Genomic DNA, 22,076 nt, shown 5'->3' on the forward strand with positions numbered 1-22,076 from the left:
TACACAAGTGTCGACAATTAATTGAAAAGTTCGGCCCTCTTTTAATGGCAGAACTTACCCTACGTCCTTGCCTCACGCGGCGGTTTGTCTACCGCGCGAGCATGCCAATCCGGTGTTTACTCGAGCGTGAATTTCACGAAGCAGGGCTGCGGCTGCCGGTACGCCTGGTCGAAACAACATCAGACTTCACAACCATGTCGCTCTTACAGACCAATCCGGCGTTCGTGGCCATGCTGCCCGTTGCTGTTGCAGACTTCTGCACCAATCAAGGCCGGGGCGACGAGGCTCGCGTTAGCGGTTACCTCGCGGAGTGAGCCATACGAGCTCGTGACCCCGGCAGGGTGCGCCTGTCTCGCCTGGCGCACAACTGCTGATTAACGCATTGACTCGGGATAGGGGCACTGAGAGTGTCAAGCCGGAGCGATGGGAGGGCGATGTGTCCGCGCGCGGTGCCATCCATGCGGACACATCGTTTCGAAACGACAGAAAACGCTAATGAGGACGGCCACCCAAGTAGAGGCGGCGCATCTCATCACTCGCGAGCAGGTCGGACGACTTGCCCTCCAACGCAACTTGGCCCATAGAAAGAACATAGGTTCGGTCAGAAATGCGCAAAGCCTCGGTCGCATTCTGCTCCACCATCAACACTCCGATGCGCTCGGTGTTGCGTAGTTCGACAATTGCGTCGAAGACTTCGCCCAGCAACTTTGGAGATAGCCCAGCCGAAGGCTCGTCAAGCAAGAGGAAACGTGGCCTCGGCATCAATGCGCGCGCGAGCGACAGAATCTGCCGCTCTCCGCCGGACATGCCGGCTGCCCGTGCCCGGAGCTTGCGCTTCAATACTGGATAGGCGGAACAAAGTTCATCCAGCCTACTTTCCTTGTCCTGCTTCTGCATGAACTGCCCGCCAAGCGCGAGATTTTCCCAGACCGATAGCGAGCCGAACACGTTGTCGGTCTGAGGCACGAAGCCGATATCGTATTTCCTGACCTTCTTGAACACTGGCACCTGTCCGATGTCCTTCTCGTCCAGGGTGACATTTCCCTCCCGCGGCACCAGGAAACCCGCGACCGTCTTTAGCAGGGTCGACTTCCCACAGCCGTTCGGGCCAAGGATGGTGACAATTTCGAGTTGCTTCGCGTTGATTGAAATGCCACGAAGAATATCAACGTCGCGTGTGTAGCCGGCGACGACATTGTTGACGGAAATCATGCAATCACCCCCGCAACCTGATACTGGCCGCCCGGCTTCTTGCCGAGATACGCCTCAACCACGCTTTCATGAGTTTCGAGCTCTGACGGAAGGCAGTCCGCCACAGTTTTTCCCTTATCCAGAACAATGCAGCGGCTGCACGTCTCTGAAATGAAATGCATATCGTGCTCAATGATGACTAGCGTGATGCCTTGTCCGTTGATTCTCTTGAGCGTGGTGACGAGCTCTGAACGCAAGTTCGGGTGAACGCCAGCCATTGGTTCATCGAGGAGCAGCAATGCTGGTTGCTCCATCATCGCGCAAGCGATGCCCAGGAGTTTCTTCTGCCCGCCAGAGATGGAGGCAGCGGGCAGATGCGCGACCTTCGTGAGAAGCAGTTCTTCGAGAAGGCGATGCGCGCGCTCACGCGTCTCATGCTCAAGGCTGCGTGTCGCACCAGACCTGAAAAGCGTACTGAACAATCCGTGGCTTCGTGTCGACGCGGCCATCACAACTTCTTTCACCGTCATCCGCGTGGGCATTGACGGCAGCTGGAAGGTCCGCCGTACACCCTTTACGGCAATCTGATGGGAGGACAGGCCGCTCACCGGCTGACCGCCGACCTCGATGAGACCTTGGTCAATCGGGCAATAACCGGTGATTGCGTTGAGCACGGTGCTCTTCCCGCAACCGTTCGGTCCGAGCAGACCTACGATTTCGCCTGTCGTGACGTGAAAGTTGAGTCCGGTCAGGACGCTGTTTCCACCAAAGGACTTGTGGACATCCTGCAATCGAAGCATCGTGCTCATGTTGCGCTCCGGATTTTTTCGGGAAGTAGACCGCCTGGTCGAACCAGAAGACAGCCAAGCAGGACAACGCCGATTGTGCCGAGCCGGACGGCGCCAGCGATATCGCTGCTAATGTTGAGATAGTCCTTGGCGAATGGCACCGCGCTATAAATGGCTTCGACGAGCAATGCGCCGAGCACGACGCCGAGATTATTGCCAAGCCCGCCAATCATGACCATCGTCCAGATGACGAAGGTCTCGGACGCGAGCATGTAGTCCGGGCCAACGAAGCTCATGTAGTGCGCGAGCAGAGAACCTCCGACCGACGCTATCGCGGCGCTCGTGACCGTCGCTTTAACCTTGAGCGGAACGAGCTGATAGCCGAGACTGGTTGCCAGCGCAGGCTCCTCACGCATCAGTCGGATGGCTCGGCCGAAACGTCCACGGGAAAGCCGAACGCAGGCGAACAGTGCAATCGCAACCATGGCGAGCGCCAGCAGAAAAAATGCGAGGTCATTCTGGACGCCGGACGCGCCTCTGAACAATGGCGGCACGCCGCTGATGCCCTGGGCGCCGCCCGTGAGCCAGTTTTCGTTGAGCGCGACAGTGCGGATGAGCTCCGCCACCGCCAGGGTGGCAATCGCCCAGTAGTCAGACGCGAGGTTGCGCCCCAGCCGAGCTATGAAGAAGCCCACAACGATTGCGGCTACGACGCCAAAGAGTATGCCAACTGGTGCGGGATATCCGAGTGAGGAGGTAATTGCTGACGCGTAGGCACCGACACCCGCGAACGCTACAAAACCGAAGTTCAGAAGTCCGGCGAAGCCTGCCTGTAGATTCAACGCCAGTCCGAGCAGCGCATAAATGCAGCTCAGTGTCGCAACGTGCAGAAGGAAGCTATACACGGCGGACCTCCCGGTCGAAGATGCCGTACGGCTTGAAAAGAAGCGCGACGAGCAAAATCACGAACGACGCGGCGCTTATATACGTCACCGGAACATAGACGTCGGATGTGCCGAAAAGCCAACCGAAGTCGAGATTGGTCACCAGCGTCTCGGAAACTGAAATCAGCAACGCGCCTGCTGCTGCACCAAGAGGATTGCCGAGGCCTCCGAGAATGGCTGCGGCGAACACTGGCAGCAGCAGGTTGGTGCCCAAGGCAACGTGTACGCTCTCGGTCAGACCCAACATTGTCCCGCCCAACGCAGCCAATGCGCCGCTGAGGAACGTGATTCCGTTGACCACCCGTGCACCATCTACTCCGGTCGCTGCGGCCAGCGCGGGATTCGACGACATGGCCCGCATCGAGCGGCCGACCCCCGTTTTGAAGAGCAGAACCGCGAGCAGCGCAACACAACCGAACCCGCACGCAATCGAGGTAATCTGGTCGACCGAAATGACGGTTGAGCCGAGGGTAATTGGGCTCGACAGCCCCGACGAATACCGGAACGGCCGCGAGCCGGCGATACCCAGTACAACTGCGATGAGAATCATCGAGATGGCAAGCGAGCCAATCATCGCAATTGAACTGCCGGAACGTAGAAGCCGCTTGAAAACGAGCACATTGAGCAGAACCGCGACCACGCCTGTCGCGATACATGCCCCGATGAGCGCAAGTGAGAAAGGCAGACCTGTGCGATTCAACGCCAAAGTACCGAACGCGCCCAGCATCGCGTACTGGACGTGCGCGATGTTCGGAAATTTGACCAGTGAATACACAACGCTCAGGCCCACCGCCACCAGCATGATGTCCGAAGTTCGTATCAGGACATCGACGATGAATTGAAGCATGGGGACTCTCCTGGGCGGCCGCGCCGCAGAGCAGCGCGGCGGAGCTTATCGGGCAACGACCTTGGTATCGAACTTCACCTTGTCGTACGGCTGCTCTTTTCTTTGACCTGCGTCGTCGAAGGCAATCGTGCCGGTCGCGCCGTTGTACGGTACGACGGTCTTCATTGCCGCGCGAATCTTTGCGGGGTCAGTTGCCCCGGCCTTATTGATTGCGGCCGCCGCTACCATCACGCCGTCGTACGCATAGCTGCCGAATGAGGACTTCGGAGCTTCCTTGTATTTCTCGCGATATGCCTGTTCGTAAGTCTTGCCACCCGCGCCAATGGACGCGACTTCAAGTCCTTCCTGTCCCTGAGCGGCTTGTGGCACCGTGTCGCTCGTGCACATGGTGAGGTAAATGCCGTACCACTTCTTTTTGCTCAAACCAAGTTCGTACGCTTCGCGATTGATGGTCGCCGCCTCTTGTCCGTAGGCACTATAAACGTAGGCCTGAGGAGACGAGCGAGACATCTGCTGCAGCTCGCGTCGATATGTCGACTGTCCTTCGCTGTACAGCACGACGGAAGATACTTTGCCACCAAGCGACTCGAATCGCTTTTTGAATTCGGAGGCGACACCTTGACCGTAGGAGTTGTTCGGTGCGATGAACGCTACGTCTTTCAGGCTCTGGGCGAAGACGTCTCCCGCCGCGAAGCGAGCCGACAGGTCGTCGAGTCCGATAACGCTGAACGACCCTTCGCCGATTTTGCGGATTGCTGGGCTCGATGAACCGATGTTGATATGTACGTCGCCCTGCTGAACGACGTATTCGCCGACCGGGATAGTGATTCCTGAGGAAAACTCGCCGAGCACAACGGGGACTTTGTTCACAGAAACGAGTTTTCTTGCTGAACTCAACGCCGTCGCCGCATTGCCGCCGGAATCCTCCACGACGACCTGTAGCTTCTGACCCAGCACGCCGTTATGCGCGTTGACTTGTTCGACTGCCAGTTCAATACCCCGTCGTTGGTCGTCTCCGACGGATGCACTCGCTCCCGTAAGCGGCAACACCGCGCCAAGCGACACCGTCTGTGCGGCCGAAGCGGTCGCAATAGAAAGCAACGCGCTCGCAACAGCGCTGATGCACAGCTCCTTCGCAAACTTCATGATGACGCCCTCTCAACGATGGAAATTAAACTACACAAGTGTCGACAATTTATCCGAAAAAAAATTTTGTCAATAAAAACGTCGATGTCTGTAATCGCTGCCAGCGGCAGGCTGCGTCGTCAAATGCTTACTGGACTTGCGTTTGCGCGATTTTCCCGACTATCAGAGTTCTGCTTGCGCTGCGGCCGGAAGGTCAACGAGCCTCGCCCTAACGGCACCAGACTAGCTGATTGTCTACACTTTTGTATTCTGATTTTCCCCGATTCGGGGGGCGACGCGCGAAGAACGCCGCGAAGTCGGTACGCCTGTTGCCAAAACACTGGAACCCGAAAATCGGCGCAACATGGTCCGGGTACGGACGCGCCCCAAAGTGGATTGCCACCGCAAAGAATCGCGACCGATTCCTGGTTGACGCAGCGACGGCGACGGCGAAGTCGGCTTCAGCCACGAAGGCAAAGGCGGCGGGAGCAAATGTTCGTGGTCCACAGCCGCCGATGTACCGAAACCCAAAGTCCGGTGCAACTTGGAGCGGCCGCGGTCGCGCGCCGGCATGGATTGCTGAAGCCAAGTACCGGAATAATTTTTCTTGATTGCAAGCGGCGATGAACCGACTGTTGCGGCGAATGCAGGTGTAGTGAGCAAGGCGAAGGCTGCGGCAAAGAAGGGGGCTTCGAAGTCGAGCGGTGCGACTGGTGGCAAGGGGCAGCAGAAAGGAGCGCAGCCGGCGCTTTACCGTGACCCCAAGACGGGCGCGACCTGGAGTGGGCGCGGGCGGGCGCCGGCGTGGCTGGCCGATGCGAAAGACCGCAGCAAGTTTCTTATTGATGGCGCCGGCGCGGTGGCCGATGTGAGTGCTTCGACTGAGACGAAGCCTTCGACCAAAAAGGCAATTGCCAAGAAAGCCGCAGTCAAGAAGGTCGCAGCGACAAAGACCGCACCGGCGAAGAATGTTGTGGCGAAGAAAGTGGTTGCAAAGAAGTCCGTGAGCGCGAAGGCGCCGGCGAAGAAAGCACCGCGCCAGAGCGTGGCCGTGCCCGCTCCGGTGGCCGCAGTCGAGTCTGGTGCCGAGTTGACGACCTAAGCGGAGTTGCCAGGTACCCGGTGGACCGGCGATTTTCTGGTTCCACCGGGGACACCAAGCCGACGACGTTTTATTCCGCCTGTGCTGCCTGACGTCGCGCGGCTTGCTGTTGAGCGTGCTGCTTCGCAAGGTGCCTGCCAACTATGCAGCTACCGACTGCGCCAGCGCCACGCAACTGCGAGCCCATAGCCACATCACCCTGTCAGCCAGCACCCGCAGGACTTCAGCTAAAATGCCGGCATAACAACGATGGGGCCGGGGATGAAAACAAAATTAAAAGCTTTTGTGGCGATGATTGCGGTGGGCTCACCGGCGATAGCGCAAGTGACGATTGGCGCAAACGGCCAGCCCGTCGCACCCGAGAAGCCGATTTATCTGTCGTGCATCGGGAGTCAGTTGCAGTTCGGAAACGGATTCGGCCCGAACTTCACAGCCGAGCATAAAGGCGTCCGCGAGGTCATCGTTGTCGACAAAGTCCGTGGTGTTATCTCCGTTGACACCAGTCTCGCTGGTCACGTCGACGCTCGCATGTATGAGAACGACGACGAATGGTACGCAGCGGTGCAACAAGTGAACCTGCCTTACAAGGGTAAGGTTATACAGTACGTTGCAGTGCAGGTGAATCGCATAAACGGGCAAGGGCAGATTACTTACAGCGTTGACCCTAAGCAGCACACGGCCTACATGGACTTTGGAGGGACCTGCTACCCGGCAGCGCCGCAGTTCTGACGTCAGAACTGAACGGCGCGATGTCGGTATAGAGCGTTGCCCCGCAGTGCCTGATTGCATCGCCTGCATCCTGCAGCGCTCGCCCGCAGTAAGTTTTTGATTGATGGCGACCGCACGGCGGCCGATGTAAAACCGGCGGTCACGAAGGCTATTGCAAAAAAGGCCCCGACGGCGAAGAAAATTGCTGCCAAGAAGGCACAGCGCGCGAAGGTGCCGGCTAAGAAGGCGCCGGCGAAAAAAGCGCCGCGCCAGAGCGTGGCCGTGCCCGCTCCGGTGGCCGCAGTCGAGTCTGGTGCCGAGTTGACAACCTAAACGTAGTTGTCAGGTGGCCGGTGGGCCAGCGATTTTCTGGTTCCACCGGGTACGCCAAGCCCGCACGCTGCGACGGATTCGATGTCTTTGCGTAGTTGCATTTGGGCGTTGAATACTAAGCTCGAAGTCGAAGCTGATGTGATGCCGCCCCGTGGATAGCAAACCGTTCTTTCGGAAGCTTGTTCGAATAGTGGACCTTCCGAGGGCGCGGCTCGATGAAACGAAGCCGGAAATCGAGCCACCGCAAAAGTGGGCTCGACAGCGTTTCGACCTTCTCGTGATGCTTCAGTCCAAGCGCGTCCACAAATGTTTCCGCAATTTGCCCAGCACCAACAAACAGGGTTTGAGCGAGATGATTGACAGTCATTGATACAGGGGTCCTGCACGTTGGGGGGAGGGCAACGACCACGCATACGCTGCCCCTTCAAGCTTTCTCACATGTTCACCGGCGTGCCGTTCCGGGCTTATGTTTCAATCCTGTTTTCTTCCAACCGTTTCAAGCCGGTCTCGCTCTGTGCGATTTGGTGGGACTTTTCATCGAGGCGTTCGAAGAATTCATCGTCATGGGGTACTTCTTTGCAAGCACGTCCCAAATCATAGTGTCACGGAGGTCATGTCGGTCTTCCCCGTAATGAGCCTGTCGATGGTCGTCTGCGCAGATAGCGACAACATTTCGTTCATCGTCAGCCCCGCCACAATTCAGCGGAATGACATGGTGCGCTTCCAGGTAGTGAGCACCACTCGCCGTCACGAACCCCTTCTTGCCACATAGCTCACAGCACCCATCTGCAGCTCGCAGCTTCGCTGCGCGGACTACCGCCGAGTCGCGCTCATAAATCGCTGTGGCCGTAGTCGGAGCAATGACCTTCTTTGGGAGAGCTGCGGCGGCCGACGAAGCTCTGCGCTGCTTCTCATACTCCTGGTCTTCTGCATAAGGGTCGAACTCGGCGGGTTGCGGCTTACCGCGAATAACAACAATCCGGCGGTCTTTATTCCGATGATGTGGGTACCAGAGGACGGGGTCCAGCTCGCGTTGGTGTGCCTCGCTAGTCTCTCTCAGCCCTTTCATCTTCCGTACGCCATCGAGAATGGCGACATGAATCGGCATTTTTCGGTAGTAGGCTTCTACCATCAATGCGGATACCGCGTCCGCGCGGTTCAATTGGACCGGCGTGGCCGTGGTGATATTCTCCTGCGCCCAGTCCGACGCGGTGTCGATGAAAAAAATCTCATCGCTATCCTCATCCATGCCGTCGTGCCAGATGTTGACAAGGTATGGGCCACCCTCGCCTTTGAAGCACCAATCGTACTGCGTTGTCATAGGGACACCGACCTTCGCTGCGATGTCGCGGACGAGCTGCGTTGTAACCGGTTTTAGGTCTGCCAGAGTTGTCATATTTTGTCTGCAAGCAGGAGCGCCACGCGTAGCGCTAATAATTCGCGTGGACTCTTATTTTTCCTTCAGCCCCGTATGCTGCAAGATGGCGTGATGATACTTTCGATAGGTCACGCACTGCTCACTTTTGTGCCGCTTCGCCAGTTTTTTTCCGAGGTGTCGTCGGCTTTGCCGTGCGAACCTTCTTCGCGGCATGAATCGCGAGGACATTCTGGACGAAGCGTATCCCATTGTTCTTCGAAGCTAGCGCGGTCAGAAGATATTGTGCGAGGAAAAACAGACCGCAGTACATTGCTAATGAGGTGGGATTTCCGAAGAGTATGAGGCAGACAGGCACCACTATTACGAGCAAAAGCGACATTGCCGCAATATCGCGAAACATCAAATGGTTCTGGTGACTTTCAAGCACGGCAGTGTCGTTTTCCACCAGTTTGTAGAGCCGGTACCACGTCGAATTTTGGGCTCGCTCATCGGTGGGAAACTCACCCACGTTTGCTTTCAATGTTGCGAGGTCAATTCGAACATCAGCTCGGGCATGTACCGAGAACGCCCGGCAGCCTGGCATCGGGTGCTTCAACCGCCAAAATACTATCGTCGCCTTCTGCGATTGCGACAGCAGGTACGAAAGCATAAGAATCGGCACGGGAAGCAACACGGTCAGACTTGCCCTCAATGCCGCCATTTTATCGACTGTGAAATCACCGAGTGGGCGATGAAACACGAGCGCGAGCAATGCGATGACATCGACAATGCCGGCCGCAACAAGCCACATCATGTTCCGACGTTTCAGCGATTTTCCCGTTGTAGCTGCTGCTGCAGCTCCTTGTAGCGCATCCATCATCCATCCCCGAAAATCGAAATTATGCTTCTACGCTGGCGCACCGTCGCGGACCAATGCCGCATATCCTGCTGGATGACGTATCAGAAGCACGGCTGCGTTTCGCAGCTTCCCGTCGAGCAGCTTTGCTGTATCTCTGTCCATCTGGGACGGGCCGCTCACCGCGAGGTGGCTATGCCATGTGCCAAGGCATGAAAGCGTCTGCCCGCCCAGCGCCTCATATTCGCGGATAGTTGCCACTGTTCCTTCGGTTCCAAGAACAAAGCGCGTCGCAGAACGAGTGCTGTCCTGTGGTGCGGGCAGAACATCTGTGATAAAGATTTCCCGCGTCAACGAAGATACCCGTCCGACAATGAGGCCACCCGATTCAACGTGTGGATAGAGAGCCACGTCAGCCAAAATCTTTTGATGGGCGGCATCAAGAACTCGTACTGACCACGTCTCGTCGTCGTGGACACGTGCGAGATGCGTAGGTCCGACGCTGTCGTGCGTCCATGAAATTGACATGCCGTCTTCGCCAACTAATGATACCGCTGATACACCCGCATCCGGCAAACCAGTTTCCTGCAGCTGCAGGAGCTTCTGGCCAACACCTGCGGCCACGAGGGACACACGACTGTCGGGCATCGGGATAGTCACGGAGTGACAGCCCACCCCAATCTCAAGGACGTTCTCCTTCTCTTCGCCTTGTTTTTGCAGAACGCCAGCGGGGCGCAACCGCTCGTACGCATGATGAATAAGGTCGAGCGTCGACGGATTCCTGCCAGGACCTTCTACGGTCATGAACGCCGCCGCCCCGTGATTCAGTAACGCGCTTTCTATAACCCTTGCCGGGAATGGCTGGGTCGACAAGAACGAGCGAACCGAAGTCGAGCCCGTGGTGTTGACTATGACGCAGTGTTCGCCGTTGAAGAAATCGCGGTATTTAGGGTGAGAGAAGTCGAGGCCTCGCACGTCACCCAAGAAGGCCTTCGGCCGCTTCGTTGCAAAGCTCCTGACGATGTCTGCGAGCCGTTCAGCTTTTCCCCGCAGCAAGCCGGCATCCTCGGGGAGAAGAGTATGGCGCGCGACGTTGTGCGAAACCATGTTCTTCTCGTCGATGAGCAGCCCTATGCTCGCGCCCGCACGGACAACATGCATCAGTGCTTTCGAACCGAGACTCCCGCACCCAAGGAACGTCAGCGTTAATCCCGCCGGCGGCTTCTTCAGCGCCGACGTGCGGCTCAGCAGTTCAGACGAAATCGGTGTACTTATCGCGACAGGTGTCACCGGCGTGATGTCGGCAGTGGAAAGCTTGGTCGCAAATGAGAGAGGCATTCGATAGGCCATCATCTCAAATTCGGTTGCGGTCCCGATGATGTTTTTCGGCCGACGAATCGGGAAGACCAGGTAGGCGATGAGGTCGCCCTGTGCTCCAGGGCGAACCCAGTTCCTGTTGAAATTGCTGACGAAATCATTGAGCGCGACCCTACAACGCCACTCGCTTGCCTGCTCGGCTAGCTCCGCGAATGTCGTGACCGAGTCGGCCTTGTAGTGCGCGTTGACTGCTGGCTTCCCTGCTTCACTTACCTGCGGCCATAAGAACACTAAAGGAACGCGCCCGGCAAACGTGTGCTCGCTGACCTTCAGGCGGTTGAGCAGGTCATCGAAAAATTGCCGCTGCCCAACCGGCGATACGCGCTCGCCCCCGAAGGCCATCGACATCGTGCCGCTCTTGGCCCAGACCGATGAGCACAAAAACATTCGCCATCCACCAAACGGTGGCCTGTCGACGAAGTCTTCCGGGTTTAAATCAAGAAAATTGACTCCTACATGGCGACGGCTTGGCTCCCATCCGTATTCGTTCGCTGCGAGGCTGTCCGTCGCGGCTTTATCGAGCCAGTCAGACATCTGGTCGGCCAGCCGATAGATGCCGTCGGAATGCATCACATCCCGTTTGTCTCCAAACGTGATGCACGGCGGAACCCGTGCGCCTTTCTTGTGCAAATAGGTGTGCGGAAGTGTGTCAGGAAAATCCTCGCGAAGGGTAATTCTCGGTGCGGTGGATGGAAAGTCTGCCGCGAACTCGAAGAGCACCTCTTCGAGCGACCGCACACCGTTTAGGCTCACCCCAGCCGCCTTACATCGCGACGGAAGGTCGACGCGGAACTGCGCACGGACTTCGACTACGCCTGCCGGCGCTTCGACAACAGCGACCGCTTCGACCGAATCATGAGCCTCGATAAGCCGAATCGCACCTTGAATAAGAGGACTCATCTCCGGTCCGTCCTTCTTACTCGCTACCGTGCGACAACGGCTGCGTGCCGATTGCGGCAGCAGCACTGGTGGCCGCAGCGGCCGACCGAGTCTTCCACGCAGGCTTCACGCCACCCCCATGGACCTCGAAGGTCATTGGCTCCGGGTTTTTCTCGCACGGATGGATGGCGGTATTCAGGAAAGTACCGTCAGCATCTTTCGCGATGCTCTTGTACTCGCGTTCGGCGCGGATACACGGCGGGTCATTTTTGTCGTCAACGATTTTATTGCTGCTCGCAACGATGTATGCGCCGGCACGAGTTTGCGACAATGCTTTGCGGGCGTTCTCACAAACCTTCGCTTCTTCCCCTTTTCCGCTCCAGCTGTCGTACGAGAGCGTGTGCCACGAGCAGTGATGCGGCGTTGACAACAGGTCGTATTCGAGCGCCTCTGGCTGATTCTTGTAGCGCGACCATAACTTCTTATCCCAGATGTACACCTCGGCGTCGCCGGCGGAGAGAAATTTCACGGCGTCCGGGGTCGCGCCCGTGCCGATGGAGTAGTTGATGATGACGCTTGATTCGTTTTTGGTCAGCTCTTCAGCATCCTCGTCGCTTTCAGCATTCCGTGGAGCTAGCAGCAACGCACTGAAGTTCTCGTACGACTTCCCTGCCACATTGGTAATGCGTTCGCCGGCCTTGATGACGATTTCCATCACATCGTCCGTTTTGCCGTCAGCGTCCTCACCCATAATCTGGATGCGGTCGCCGTCTTCTAGGGCGCCCTCGTCTTTAAACAGCTGGACCCGCCGCTTTGCTTCCGTATTCCACGCCTTCGCGTCGTCGCTCAACGTATGCGTTTTCGATGCGCGGCGGTAGACCAGCGGCGACGACCACATCTCACGAATCACAATCTTGGATGCTTCGCCTTTCACCGGGTAGTCGAACAACGACCCGAGATGGAAATGTTCCACCAGGCCGCGACAGTGGTCCTGGTCCGGGTGGCTCAAAACCATGACATCCACGTAAGGCCTACCTTCCTCGTCTTCGGATAGTTTTTCGCGCAAATCCTTCAGAACATCCCGCACACCTTCGCCAGGAGCCCGAATATTGATATCGATAAGGATTGTCTGTCCGTTCGACAGTTTAATAAGCGTCATGTCCCCATTTCCAACGGGGAAAAAGATAATCTGCGGCGTCGCCATTGGTGACCGTCCTATGCAAATCGTTTGGGGGATGCGGCCACGATGCTGGCGGCAATTTTTACCTTGTAAACGCCGTGAACCAACCAACGAAGGAAACAAGATGTAGAAGTCAAGGCAAATTTAGCACAAGATTTAGTGGGTTAAAGAAAAAATTACCGCTATTTGTAAGAATTTGTGATTTCAGCTTGTCTCTTTGGTCTGATAAAAACGCAAAAAAACGATGATTTCTACAAAATCAAACGTTTGCTAAGAATTTTCGTTAAATCACCGACAGATACATTTACTAACCATGTTCCTTATTTAATCAGGGGTGCGGTTTTGACGATTGCTGCCTTGATTTATGCGTTTTGAGTATCGACGCGACTGCCACCGATTTCCAATCTCGAATCTCGCGCAAAGCAGTCGAAGACTCGCTCGCGAGGCGGGCTTTGTGGACGCCATTTAGTCGGGATGTCGGACGTGAGTGCGACTACTGTGCAAGGTGGTAACGCCGCTTTTGATATTGCAGTTCAGGACGTCGTTACATCGTGGATTCGGATGCGTGGCAAGGGGCGAAACGGGGTTTTGATGATTGGGGGTTCTAGCGACAGGCTCAGGCTTAACTCTGCGCAACAGCAGCAATTCGATGCAAACGTTGGGCTTGCTCAGGCACGCGCGGCGGAGGTGAAAGCCCACCTGCTTGATTTGCTCAATAAGCGGGCTCCAAGCCTCGCTCCTCGGTCGGACGAGAGTCTGGGTCTTGCATCCGGACCGAACCATGCGCCTGTCCCTGAGCGATGCGCGTCCTGCCCTCAGCCTTTGGGATTTCCCGAGGACCGACGCGTCGATATATGGGCGTTCTGAGGTGAAGCTCTCCCGACTACCGGCCAGAAATCTGTGCAGTGACGAACTGCGAGTTGTGACATCCATGTGACGCGACAAATAGGCCGATGGGTGGCGTCTCTGGCGCGGTGTAATCTTGGGGCGGTGTCAGCAACGGATTTCTGGCTGGGCTAACGGCAGGGCGCTGACCTTGCGGCTGGAGGAGCAAGGTGTCGACGTCGGCGACCAGCGCGAGGCGCACGAAATTGCGGCCGGGGTTCACGCCGTGCGCAGTACGCGCGAGGAACGAGCCCGGCAGAACCGTCACATTACATCGTCGTCGGATTCGGACGGCCTGCCAACATCGACCATTTAGTGACTATCGTTCGCCAGAAGCAGCGACGTTCGCAATGCCGCCGGCCGGAGCAGGCCGGCACACCCCAGGCGCGGCGCTCGGTCGCGCCAGTGGCGGAACGAGCGGCCGGCGTGATGGCATCTGTTGACCCATCCGGCTTTCATCCCGTATATTTATCCGCGAGGCCGAAATCTCGGAAGCGTCTGACACTGACCCCTGTCGGATTGTTTTGGTCTTTTCTTGGGTGGCGAGGAAGGTAGTACGGGTTTCCAGCGCCGCGCGTCCCATTGGGCCCTACGGGCAACGCAACAGCTAACGGGCAACTCAGGCCAGGTGTTCCTGGCCCGAATTTCTCTGGTCCCAGCGCCCACGCGCCGGACCTTAACTGTTGACGTCCGTAGAGGTAACTATGATGTATTTCAAAGGGGCAAGAATCCCCACTCAAACAGCCGAGCGCTGCGCAGAACTGTTGCCAAAGTATTTTCCGGACGCAGTTGACAAAATCCCTCCGAAAGACCTAACAGCCTTTGTCCTGTGCGCGCTCGAATCGTGGCGCGACATGAAAGCGTCGTGGACCACTGCTGCAAACCCCTCGCAACTCGACGAAGACGACGAGGCGAACTTCATCGCCACTCGCTCGGAGCAAATCGCACGGACGCACCAGTTCCTGACTCAGCGAGGTGTCGAGGCGGCGGTAGAACTGGCAACGGCGTTCGTCCGCGCGTGGCAGCCTTCTGCACGCTGCCCCGAGCTCGACGTCGAAAACTACTTCGCGGCTCAAAAAGACGGCGGTACGCGGAGGGAGCGCGAGTGCATGTTCTTGATGGGTTTGCGCGACAAGACCTCGACTCTCCCAACTGAACCGGAAGTGCGGCTTATCGTTGAGAACGTCCATTGGGCTGCACCTGCATGGTCCGAGATTATTCGCATGAAGGCCGGCGAGTTCGCGTTGCACGTCATCGCCCGGCTCAAAGGCCATGAGCAGGCTGAAATTGGCTTTCGCATCCTTCGCGCCGTTTCTCTATTTGACCCGTTTGCAAAAGCCCGGCTTGCCAGGCTCCTGACGGTTGGATGGAATCGCAAGAATCGCCAGCAGGCATGGGACCTTGTCATCCAAGTAAGCGAAGAAAGCTTCGATGAAAATCCGCTCGCGGACTTGATTTATCACGAACTGGCAGACGCCGCTGCGGCGCTCGCGACCTCCGACGCTTCGCCCAAACAGGTCAGCAAGGTCATTCGCATCCTGGAAGGTGTCGCAGACCGTGGCTACTGGAAGGCTGCCTTGTACCTGTACCACTACTATTCGGTGCCTTCTGAGGCGTGCGACGACGACCCCGACAAGGTCTACTCCAACAAGGTCGCACCCGATAAAGAGAAGGCACAGCGTTACCGCGCTATCGTCTCTCGGTACCCCAACGCCGAATACGAACTCAGCATGGCAATGAAGGAAGCGAGGGGCGCAAACGACAACGCGGGTGCCGAGCCTGTCGGCGAGCGGGGTGATGATAAGGAGGGTGCGTAATCATGGGCGGACAAACCAATGAAGCGCGCGCACTTGTCGAAACCGGTTTCCAGGTAGGCCTGGATGCGGACAAGGCACCCGGCGCGAACGAGATGCTGCGATACAAGCATGACTATGTGCTCGGGTTTGTCGTCGGCCGTAGCATCTCAGAATCGGTGCAGCGGGCGAGCCGCGAGGCAGGGGCTGTTGTGGCGGGGCAGCTCGCCGCACGTTACTCGCTCCCGATGGACCGTCTGCTCGCGGAACTCGAGTTCACTCAGGAACTGCGAGAGCAGGTGCGTAACGCCTGCGAGGCCAAACTCCGCAGCGTCTCAAAGCCCGACGGCTGCGACTAGCCAGTGCGCGACGTGAGGTCGTCCGGTCTCACGCTCGCGTTTCAACGCCTTTGGTGTTGTCGGGTGGCCGGATGGCTATTCGACAACCCGTCGAAACTGACACCACTCAAAATTCATCTGAGGAGCTGTAATGGCTGAACTTCCTAACGATGCAACACCGCCCTCGACCGACGCCGCAACGAATAACAAGATGACTGTCGTTCCGGCAGCGGGTGACCTCGGCTTGGGGCAAAGCCCCGGCGTCCAATACTGTGAGCGTGTGGGCGAAATCTGCAACATGCACGACGTTGGATGGCTGGCAACAGAAAACGAACTGTCTGCGGAAGCTATGCAGGCGGTGGCGCTGCTGTCGCGTGACAGTGGAAAGTCCGTTTCGCAGGTTACGGCTGATGTCTATGAGGCCGCGCCTGGTATAGACGAGCAAAACATAGCCGACGATGAAGACAAGTACGGCAACCTCGACGAATATGGCGACCCGCTGCCACCGCTTGGCGACCTGAATCGCGGTTCTGGTGATGACGACGATTGGGATGACAGCGCTGCCGTCTAGAAGTACAACATCCTCGTCGCTCGAAAAATTGCGATTCAAACGCTGCAGGTGACACAGACAAATCAACGAGGAGGCTCGCGGCGAAAGGACCGAGCTTCCACCACGAAGACTTCTAGAGCCTGCAAGAGTCGGGATTGTCGGAAAATGCATGCCTTCTCGAACACATAGCCGCGTGGATAGAATAGCTTTGAGCGCACATCTTTAAGCACTGGTCGTAGCGCTCTTGATGCGATTGACGATACGGCATGGGTGCCGAAATTTACATCTCTCCAAGAGAGCGAAGTATGAGTCTCGAAGCAGAGTTCGCCGTTGTAGACCTCATCAAAGACTCTGGTGCGGTGACGCTCGGGGTCGACGCACTTACACTCTCCATCGTGAAGTTGGAGCGTCAACTCAGACGCCTCTTCACTCATCTAGTCTTCCAGTGTGAAGCCCTTGATGACGGGAACATACCCGAACTGGTGAAGGCGCTGGAAGAGCGTCCGGATGTGAACGTGACGGGTTTCATCACGGGCATTGACGCGCTATTCCGCTTCTCGGTTTCCGATATGGTCGGCCCAAGGTACTCGAAATCGCGCACCGAGCTGAGGGAAATTTATAAGGTTAGAAACAAGCTGTTCCATGGTCAGTTGACGGGAGAATCTCTTGACCAATGCCAACTGCTAGAGAGGGTTGCAACGGTCAGGGAGTGGTGCGAGCTACTTTCGGCGGGCGCGCTTGCTCGGGTTGGTTACGATGGATTCGGGCGCGACTCGTTCCGTAAGTCAGACAGGGCATTGGCCGCAGACTATCGCGAGCAACTCGACAGTGTTGACGCTTACCGGGCATTTATTGGGGCGCACGTCGTAGGCCGAACCAACTGGTAGCTGACGAGGCAGCGCAGACACAGCAAGAAGATGAGCCCCGTCGCCTGGGTGATACTCTTCACTCGAATGCGAGAAGAACGACTGCGCGGGCGTTATCGGTTTGATGTGCCAGCGCGGACGGAATGCTTCCGGTAACGTCAGTGGTCGAAGCCATCTGAATCGCGGAAAAGTTCGGGGTGTCGCTAGTCATCACGCGGACGCAGCGACAAGCCATAAGGTTGATAGGGACTGCACGTCTCGCAAACAACGGCCAAGACAAGAGCGGAATGTTCCTTTATGCCTTCCTCGCCGCAGAAGTAGTCTTCCTCGACAATCGCCAGATGAGTCTCGGTCATATCGACAGGGCCGCCACAATCCGCGCAGCGCTCAATGAGACCAACGCCAACTGGTCGGATTGGGATGCCTGCCATCAGTTCTTCGCGCTGGCTCCTGAGGCAGCTTAGGCTGCAGAAGCAGCCAAGACTCAACGACTCGAAGACTTCGAAGGAAGGCCCTTCAAACCCCAAGTCGAGGTACTGCCGTCTCTCTGCAAGTTCGAACACTTGACCGGAGAACCACTGCTTGCAACAAGGGCATTGGCAGCTGGACGCAGAATGGTTGCTCATGACGACCTCGCAGAATGCGTTGAAGGGTTTGCTGCAGACGCCTCGATTGCCAACATAGAATTATTCAAGCCAACTGTTTCACCAGAATATTGGCGCTGGACGGCCGTTTGCCAGCAGTTTTCGGCCAATCGAACGAACAGGACCAACCAAACATCCCAAAAAATCACACTTCTATTGGGAGTAGAGTTTACTTATATGCATAGTGAAACTAAGTAAACGTTTCTCGTTGATGTTCACTTTATGCTCCAAATGCTGTCGACCGAGCATGCATCGGAAATAAGGGCGCAATCGTCTGTATAGCGAGGTTCGTTGATACCGAAATCAAGCCGGAAAAGGGTTTGCGGCGTCGCAAATCTTAAGTTGACACTTTCTGACCAATAGAAAGTACTTCGACGAAGCCTGTCTCGCGCCGAATCTCTACGAACTGGTGCGTCTGTTGACGAGCGTGCTGGTCGGCGCGAGCGATCTCAAGCTGAGCCGCGCGCAGGCGCTGGCGCTGTGCCACACCGCGCTGGAAGCGTATGGCGCGGCGCTCGCGTACGGCAAGTCGCGCTGGATCGAAGGGGAAACCGCGACCGGCATGGTGCGCGATCTGTTCGTCGCGCTCGCGAGCCGCACGCGGGTTGCGCATCTGGACCGGCGCACCACGCTCAAAGGCAAAACCCGCACGCTGAAAGTGGACGGCAAGAAAGCGCTGGCGGTCAGCGACACGCAACGTGCCGCCGTCACGCAGTTCATGCAGAAGTTCGCCGCGGGCGAGCCCAATCCCGACTTCTTTCGCATTCTCGACGTGGCGCGGCGGATTGCCGGCACTGGGAGCCTTGGCGTGGATCGTTACGTGATCCTCGTCGAAGGTAAAGGCTCGCCGGACGGCAACTATCTGATCGATCTGAAAGAGGCGCTGCCTTCTTCCGTGACGCCGCACTTGAGTACGCCGCAGCCGGCGTGGCAGACGGAAGCGCAGCGCGTCGTCGAAATTCAGCGGCGCAATCAGGCGGTCTCGCAGGCGTTCCTGCATGCGGTCGAATTCAATCAGCGCTCGTATGTGCTGCGCAGCCTGCAGCCTTCCGAAGATCGCGTGGCCTTGAGCGATTGGGACGGCAAGCTGCCGCGTCTCGAAGAGGTGGTCAACAGCATGGCCGAGTTGAGCGCATGGGCGCATCTGCGCAGCGGCGGGCGGCAGAAGTCGTCGATTGCAGACGAGTTGATTGCGTTCGGCAATCGTAAAGACTGGCAGTTGCCGTTGGTCAATATCGCGACGCAATGCGAGGTTCAGGTCGCGGCGGATTGGAAAACGTATTGTGAAGCCTACGACAGCGGCGTGTTCGACCTGACACCGAAGCCTTGAGATTGCGTCGCGCTGGCGGCGTATGACATCGTGACCGCCGCGCTTACAACGTCTTCGAATCGCCGCCGGCAGAGGCTCTCGGGATGCCCAACGCATCGCGGTGCCGCGCCTGCCGGTACGTCTCCAGACAAACCCTGATTGCTGCGTCGAATCCGCCGCTGCTATCGTTCGCAGGTCATGTGGAAGCGCTTCCACTCAGTTTCGGACGCAGGTACGCCGGAGCTTCCACCGTACCCGGTTCAACGACCTCAGCGCAGGAGAATCCGTGGCAAACGACACATCCGCTGTATCCGAAGCTCTCTCCCCCCATTCCCAGTCAGTCGCCGACCCTTTCACCCCGCCCGCGGACTCGTCGCTGTGGCGCAAGAACTTTCTGCTCGGCGCGGCCACCGCTTCGTATCAGATCGAAGGCGCGGTAAACGAAGACGGCCGCCTGCCGTCCATCTGGGACACCTTCTCGGCGACGCCCGGCAAAGTGCTGGCCGGCGACACCGGCGAGGTGGCCTGCGATCACTATCATCGCTGGGAAGCGGACGTCGACCTGCTGGCCGGACTCGGCTTCGAAGGCTACCGGCTTTCGATTGCCTGGCCGCGCGTGATGGATGCGGCCGGCGCGCCGAACCGCACAGGCATCGACTTCTACAAGCGTTTGCTGGCGCGGCTGAAAGAGAAGGGCATCGCGACCTCCGTGACGCTGTATCACTGGGACTTGCCGCAGCATCTGGAAGATCGCGGCGGCTGGCTCAATCGCGATACCGCGTACCGTTTCGCCGATTACGCCGACCTGATGAGCCGCGAACTGGCCGGCAGCGTCGATGCGTGGGCGACGCTCAACGAGCCGTGGTGCTCGGCGTTTCTCGGCTACGGCAACGGCCACCACGCGCCGGGGCTCGCCGACACGCGCTACGCCACCCAGGCCATGCACCATCTGCTGCTGGCGCACGGCCTCGCGGTGCCGGTGTTGCGCGCCAACGATCCGGCTTCGCAAAAAGGCATCGTCGCCAACATCGGACGCGGCACGGCCAATAGCGAGAGCGCCGCCGACCAGCGCGCAGCGCATCTGTTCGAAGTGCAGCACAACGCGTGGATTCTCGATCCGCTCCTCAAGGGCAGCTACCCGCGGGATCTGTTCGAGTTGTGGCCGGGCACCGAGCCGCTGGTGCTCGACGGCGACATGCAAACCATTGCCGCGCCGCTGGACTTCCTCGGCATCAACTATTATTTCCGCACGAATGTCGCGAGCGATGGCGCGCACGGTTTCAGGGACGTGCCGCTCGAAGGCGTGGAGCGCACGCAGATGGGCTGGGAAGTGTATCCGGACGGCCTGCGTGATCTGTTGACGGGATTCAAGGCCACGTATGCGAATCTGCCGCCGATCTACATCACCGAAAACGGCATGGCGTCGGACGACAAGGTGATCGACGGCCATGTGGAGGACAGCCAGCGCATCTCGTTCCTCAAGCGCCATCTCGCCGCGGTCGACCAGGCGATCAAGGCCGGCGTGGAGATTCGCGGCTATTTCCTCTGGTCGCTGATGGACAACTTCGAGTGGGCCTTCGGGTACGAGCGTCGCTTCGGTGTCGTACACGTCGATTACGCTACCCAGAAGCGTACGATCAAACGCAGCGCGGAGCTGGTGTCGAAGTTCCTGAAGGAGCGCAAAGCACGCAGTGAATAGCAGGCGGGAGCTGGTTGGTATGTCGACTTGAAACACGGGCGCCAAGCCTGGAGGAGACGGAATGAACAGCAAAAAAATGGTCTTGCGAGGCGTGGTTGCGGCACTGGCGTTGTATGGCGTCGTCGCGCAGGCGGAGCCTTTGAAGGCCAACGTGATTCACTGGTGGACCTCGGGCGGCGAGTCGGCCGCGATTCGCCAGTTTGCCGATGCGTATAACAAGGCCGGCGGCCAGTGGGTCGACAATGCGGTGGCGGGCGCCGATCAGGCGCGCTCCACGGCGATCAACCGGATCGTCGGCGGCGATCCACCCACTGCCGCGCAGTTCAATACGTCCAAGCAGTTTCACGACCTGATCGATCAGGGCCTGCTGAACAACGTCGACGACGTCGCCGCGAAAGAGAACTGGAACGGCGTGTTCCCGCAGTCGATTCTCGACAGCATCAAGGTCAAGGGGCATTACTACGCCGCGCCCGTGGATATCCATATGCCGGCCTGGTTCTTCTACTCGAAGCCGGTGTTCCAGAAAGCCGGCATTGCCGGAGAGCCGAAAAGCTATGACGAGTTCATCGCCGATCTCGGCAAGCTGAAAGCCGCGGGCGTGATTCCGCTCGCGCTCGGCGGCCAGCCCTGGCAGGAGAAAATCACCTTCGACGCGGTGCTGGCGGATGTGGGCGGTCCCGATCTCTATATGAAGGTGTACCGCGACCGCGACATGAACGCCGTGAAGTCGGACGCCTTCAAGAAAGTGCTGGCATCGTTCAAGCGCCTGCACGATTTCGTCGATGCCGGCTCGCCCGGCCGCAACTGGAACGACGCCACGGCGCTCGTGATTTCCGGCAAGGCGGGCGTGCAGATCATGGGCGACTGGGCCAAGGGCGAATTCTCCGCGGCCAATCAGGTCGCGGGCAAGGACTTCGGCTGCTTCCCGGGTTTCGGTCCGCATTCGCCGTATCTGGTCGCGGGCGACGTTTTCGTGTTCCCGAAAACGGACAACCCCACGACGATCAAGGCGCAGAATCTGCTTGCCACGGTGATGACCTCGCCGGCCGCGCAAGTTGCATTCAGCGCGAAGAAAGGCTCGATTCCGATTCGTCCCGACGTGGACGGCAGCAGTCTCGACATCTGCGCGAAGGAGGGCATTGCGATCATGAAGGACAAGTCGCGTCAGTTGCCGAATCCGGAAATGCTGCTCTCGCCTGACACGCAGGGCGCGTTGATCGACGTCATTACCAACTTCTGGAACAAGAGCCAATCGGTTGACGACGCGCAGAAAGCGTTCGCCAGTGCGCTGAAGAGCTAGGTGCG

Annotated in this window: 21 protein-coding genes and 1 pseudogene; 13 read left to right on the forward strand and 9 right to left on the reverse strand. The window is 58.0% G+C overall.

The genetic code is table 11. The annotated features are described in order from the left end of the window. Positions 1-44: 44 nt before the first annotated feature. A complete protein-coding gene (locus tag P0D73_RS15780) occupies positions 45-314 on the forward strand; it encodes a type 2 periplasmic-binding domain-containing protein (RefSeq protein ID WP_408431930.1) in 270 nt (89 codons plus the stop codon). A 178-nt stretch (positions 315-492) separates the two neighbouring features. On the opposite strand, the gene P0D73_RS15785 is transcribed toward P0D73_RS15780, so the two are convergent. The 5 genes from P0D73_RS15785 to P0D73_RS15805 are packed head-to-tail and all read right to left on the reverse strand — an operon-like array spanning position 493 to position 4,916. Further along, positions 493-1,212 (reverse strand): ABC transporter ATP-binding protein, encoded by a 720-nt coding sequence (locus P0D73_RS15785; RefSeq protein WP_408431932.1) that lies wholly within the window; start codon positions 1,210-1,212, stop codon positions 493-495. After that, positions 1,209-2,000, reverse strand: coding sequence for an ABC transporter ATP-binding protein (locus tag P0D73_RS15790; RefSeq protein ID WP_408431934.1), 792 nt, complete (start codon positions 1,998-2,000; stop codon positions 1,209-1,211). Before P0D73_RS15790 ends, P0D73_RS15785 begins: the two co-directional genes overlap by 4 nt. After that, a complete protein-coding gene (locus tag P0D73_RS15795) occupies positions 1,997-2,884 on the reverse strand; it encodes a branched-chain amino acid ABC transporter permease (RefSeq protein ID WP_408431936.1) in 888 nt (295 codons plus the stop codon). Before P0D73_RS15795 ends, P0D73_RS15790 begins: the two co-directional genes overlap by 4 nt. Then, positions 2,877-3,770 carry a branched-chain amino acid ABC transporter permease gene (locus P0D73_RS15800; protein WP_408431938.1) on the reverse strand — a complete coding sequence of 298 codons (894 nt, stop codon included), beginning with the start codon at positions 3,768-3,770 and terminating at the stop codon, positions 2,877-2,879. The genes P0D73_RS15795 and P0D73_RS15800 overlap by 8 nt, the downstream gene beginning before the upstream one ends. 45 nt (positions 3,771-3,815) lie before the next feature. Next, entirely contained in the window at positions 3,816-4,916 is a 1,101-nt protein-coding gene (locus P0D73_RS15805) for an ABC transporter substrate-binding protein (RefSeq protein ID WP_408431940.1), read from the reverse strand. 308 nt (positions 4,917-5,224) lie between these two features. On the opposite strand from P0D73_RS15805, the gene P0D73_RS15810 reads away from it, so the two are divergent. The 4 genes from P0D73_RS15810 (at position 5,225) to P0D73_RS15825 (ending at position 7,038) form a co-directional block, all read left to right on the forward strand. Further along, positions 5,225-5,506, forward strand: coding sequence for an H-NS family nucleoid-associated regulatory protein (locus P0D73_RS15810; RefSeq protein ID WP_408432141.1), 282 nt, complete (start codon positions 5,225-5,227; stop codon positions 5,504-5,506). 44 nt (positions 5,507-5,550) lie between these two features. Continuing rightward, the gene (locus P0D73_RS15815) at positions 5,551-5,997 is read left to right on the forward strand and encodes an H-NS family nucleoid-associated regulatory protein (RefSeq protein WP_408431942.1); all 447 of its coding nucleotides are present in this window, start codon (positions 5,551-5,553) and stop codon (positions 5,995-5,997) included. Between the two features lie 261 nt (positions 5,998-6,258). Continuing rightward, complete coding sequence (locus tag P0D73_RS15820; protein WP_192700391.1) at positions 6,259-6,726, forward strand: hypothetical protein; 468 nt, start codon at positions 6,259-6,261, stop codon at positions 6,724-6,726. Positions 6,727-6,780: 54 nt separating this feature from the next. Beyond that, positions 6,781-7,038: a hypothetical protein gene (locus P0D73_RS15825; RefSeq protein ID WP_408431944.1), complete on the forward strand. Its 258-nt coding sequence runs from the start codon at positions 6,781-6,783 to the stop codon at positions 7,036-7,038. 496 nt (positions 7,039-7,534) lie between these two features. Here P0D73_RS15825 and P0D73_RS15830 read toward each other — a convergent pair whose 3' ends face one another. The 4 genes from P0D73_RS15830 to mblB all read right to left on the reverse strand — a co-directional run bounded on the left by P0D73_RS15830 (position 7,535) and on the right by mblB (position 12,711). Then, positions 7,535-8,434, reverse strand: a complete 900-nt coding sequence (locus P0D73_RS15830; RefSeq protein WP_408431946.1) for an HNH endonuclease — start codon at positions 8,432-8,434, stop codon at positions 7,535-7,537. Between the two features lie 121 nt (positions 8,435-8,555). Then, on the reverse strand, positions 8,556-9,275 hold the full coding sequence (locus P0D73_RS15835; protein WP_408431948.1) for a hypothetical protein: 720 nt from the start codon (positions 9,273-9,275) through the stop codon (positions 8,556-8,558). A 27-nt stretch (positions 9,276-9,302) separates the two neighbouring features. Continuing rightward, entirely contained in the window at positions 9,303-11,528 is a 2,226-nt protein-coding gene (gene cap2-3 / locus P0D73_RS15840; protein WP_408431950.1) for an anti-phage 6A-MBL system cap2_3 protein, read from the reverse strand. Between the two features lie 16 nt (positions 11,529-11,544). Further along, on the reverse strand, positions 11,545-12,711 hold the full coding sequence (gene mblB, locus P0D73_RS15845) for an anti-phage 6A-MBL system MBL-fold protein (protein ID WP_408431952.1): 1,167 nt from the start codon (positions 12,709-12,711) through the stop codon (positions 11,545-11,547). 1,565 nt (positions 12,712-14,276) lie between these two features. On the opposite strand from mblB, the gene P0D73_RS15850 reads away from it, so the two are divergent. The 8 genes and pseudogenes from P0D73_RS15850 (at position 14,277) to P0D73_RS15885 (ending at position 22,071) form a co-directional block, all read left to right on the forward strand. Continuing rightward, positions 14,277-15,389: a hypothetical protein gene (locus P0D73_RS15850; protein WP_408431954.1), complete on the forward strand. Its 1,113-nt coding sequence runs from the start codon at positions 14,277-14,279 to the stop codon at positions 15,387-15,389. A 2-nt stretch (positions 15,390-15,391) separates the two neighbouring features. Next, positions 15,392-15,724 (forward strand): DUF2623 family protein, encoded by a 333-nt coding sequence (locus P0D73_RS15855; protein ID WP_408431956.1) that lies wholly within the window; start codon positions 15,392-15,394, stop codon positions 15,722-15,724. Between the two features lie 130 nt (positions 15,725-15,854). Continuing rightward, on the forward strand, positions 15,855-16,274 hold the full coding sequence (locus tag P0D73_RS15860; protein WP_408431958.1) for a hypothetical protein: 420 nt from the start codon (positions 15,855-15,857) through the stop codon (positions 16,272-16,274). Between the two features lie 284 nt (positions 16,275-16,558). Next, positions 16,559-17,140 (forward strand): hypothetical protein, encoded by a 582-nt coding sequence (locus P0D73_RS15865; protein WP_408431960.1) that lies wholly within the window; start codon positions 16,559-16,561, stop codon positions 17,138-17,140. Between the two features lie 266 nt (positions 17,141-17,406). Then, the gene (locus P0D73_RS15870; RefSeq protein ID WP_408431962.1) at positions 17,407-17,583 is read left to right on the forward strand and encodes a hypothetical protein; all 177 of its coding nucleotides are present in this window, start codon (positions 17,407-17,409) and stop codon (positions 17,581-17,583) included. A 550-nt stretch (positions 17,584-18,133) separates the two neighbouring features. Further along, positions 18,134-19,093 (forward strand): annotated as a pseudogene (locus tag P0D73_RS15875) (DUF2252 family protein); the annotation flags it as partial. 265 nt (positions 19,094-19,358) lie between these two features. Further along, entirely contained in the window at positions 19,359-20,771 is a 1,413-nt protein-coding gene (locus P0D73_RS15880) for a GH1 family beta-glucosidase (RefSeq protein ID WP_408431964.1), read from the forward strand. A gap of 61 nt (positions 20,772-20,832) precedes the next feature. After that, positions 20,833-22,071, forward strand: coding sequence for an ABC transporter substrate-binding protein (locus tag P0D73_RS15885; protein ID WP_408431966.1), 1,239 nt, complete (start codon positions 20,833-20,835; stop codon positions 22,069-22,071). Positions 22,072-22,076 lie beyond the last annotated feature (5 nt).

This window comes from Paraburkholderia sp. RL18-101-BIB-B (genome assembly GCF_046026985.1).
Classification (GTDB): Bacteria; Pseudomonadota; Gammaproteobacteria; order Burkholderiales; family Burkholderiaceae; genus Paraburkholderia.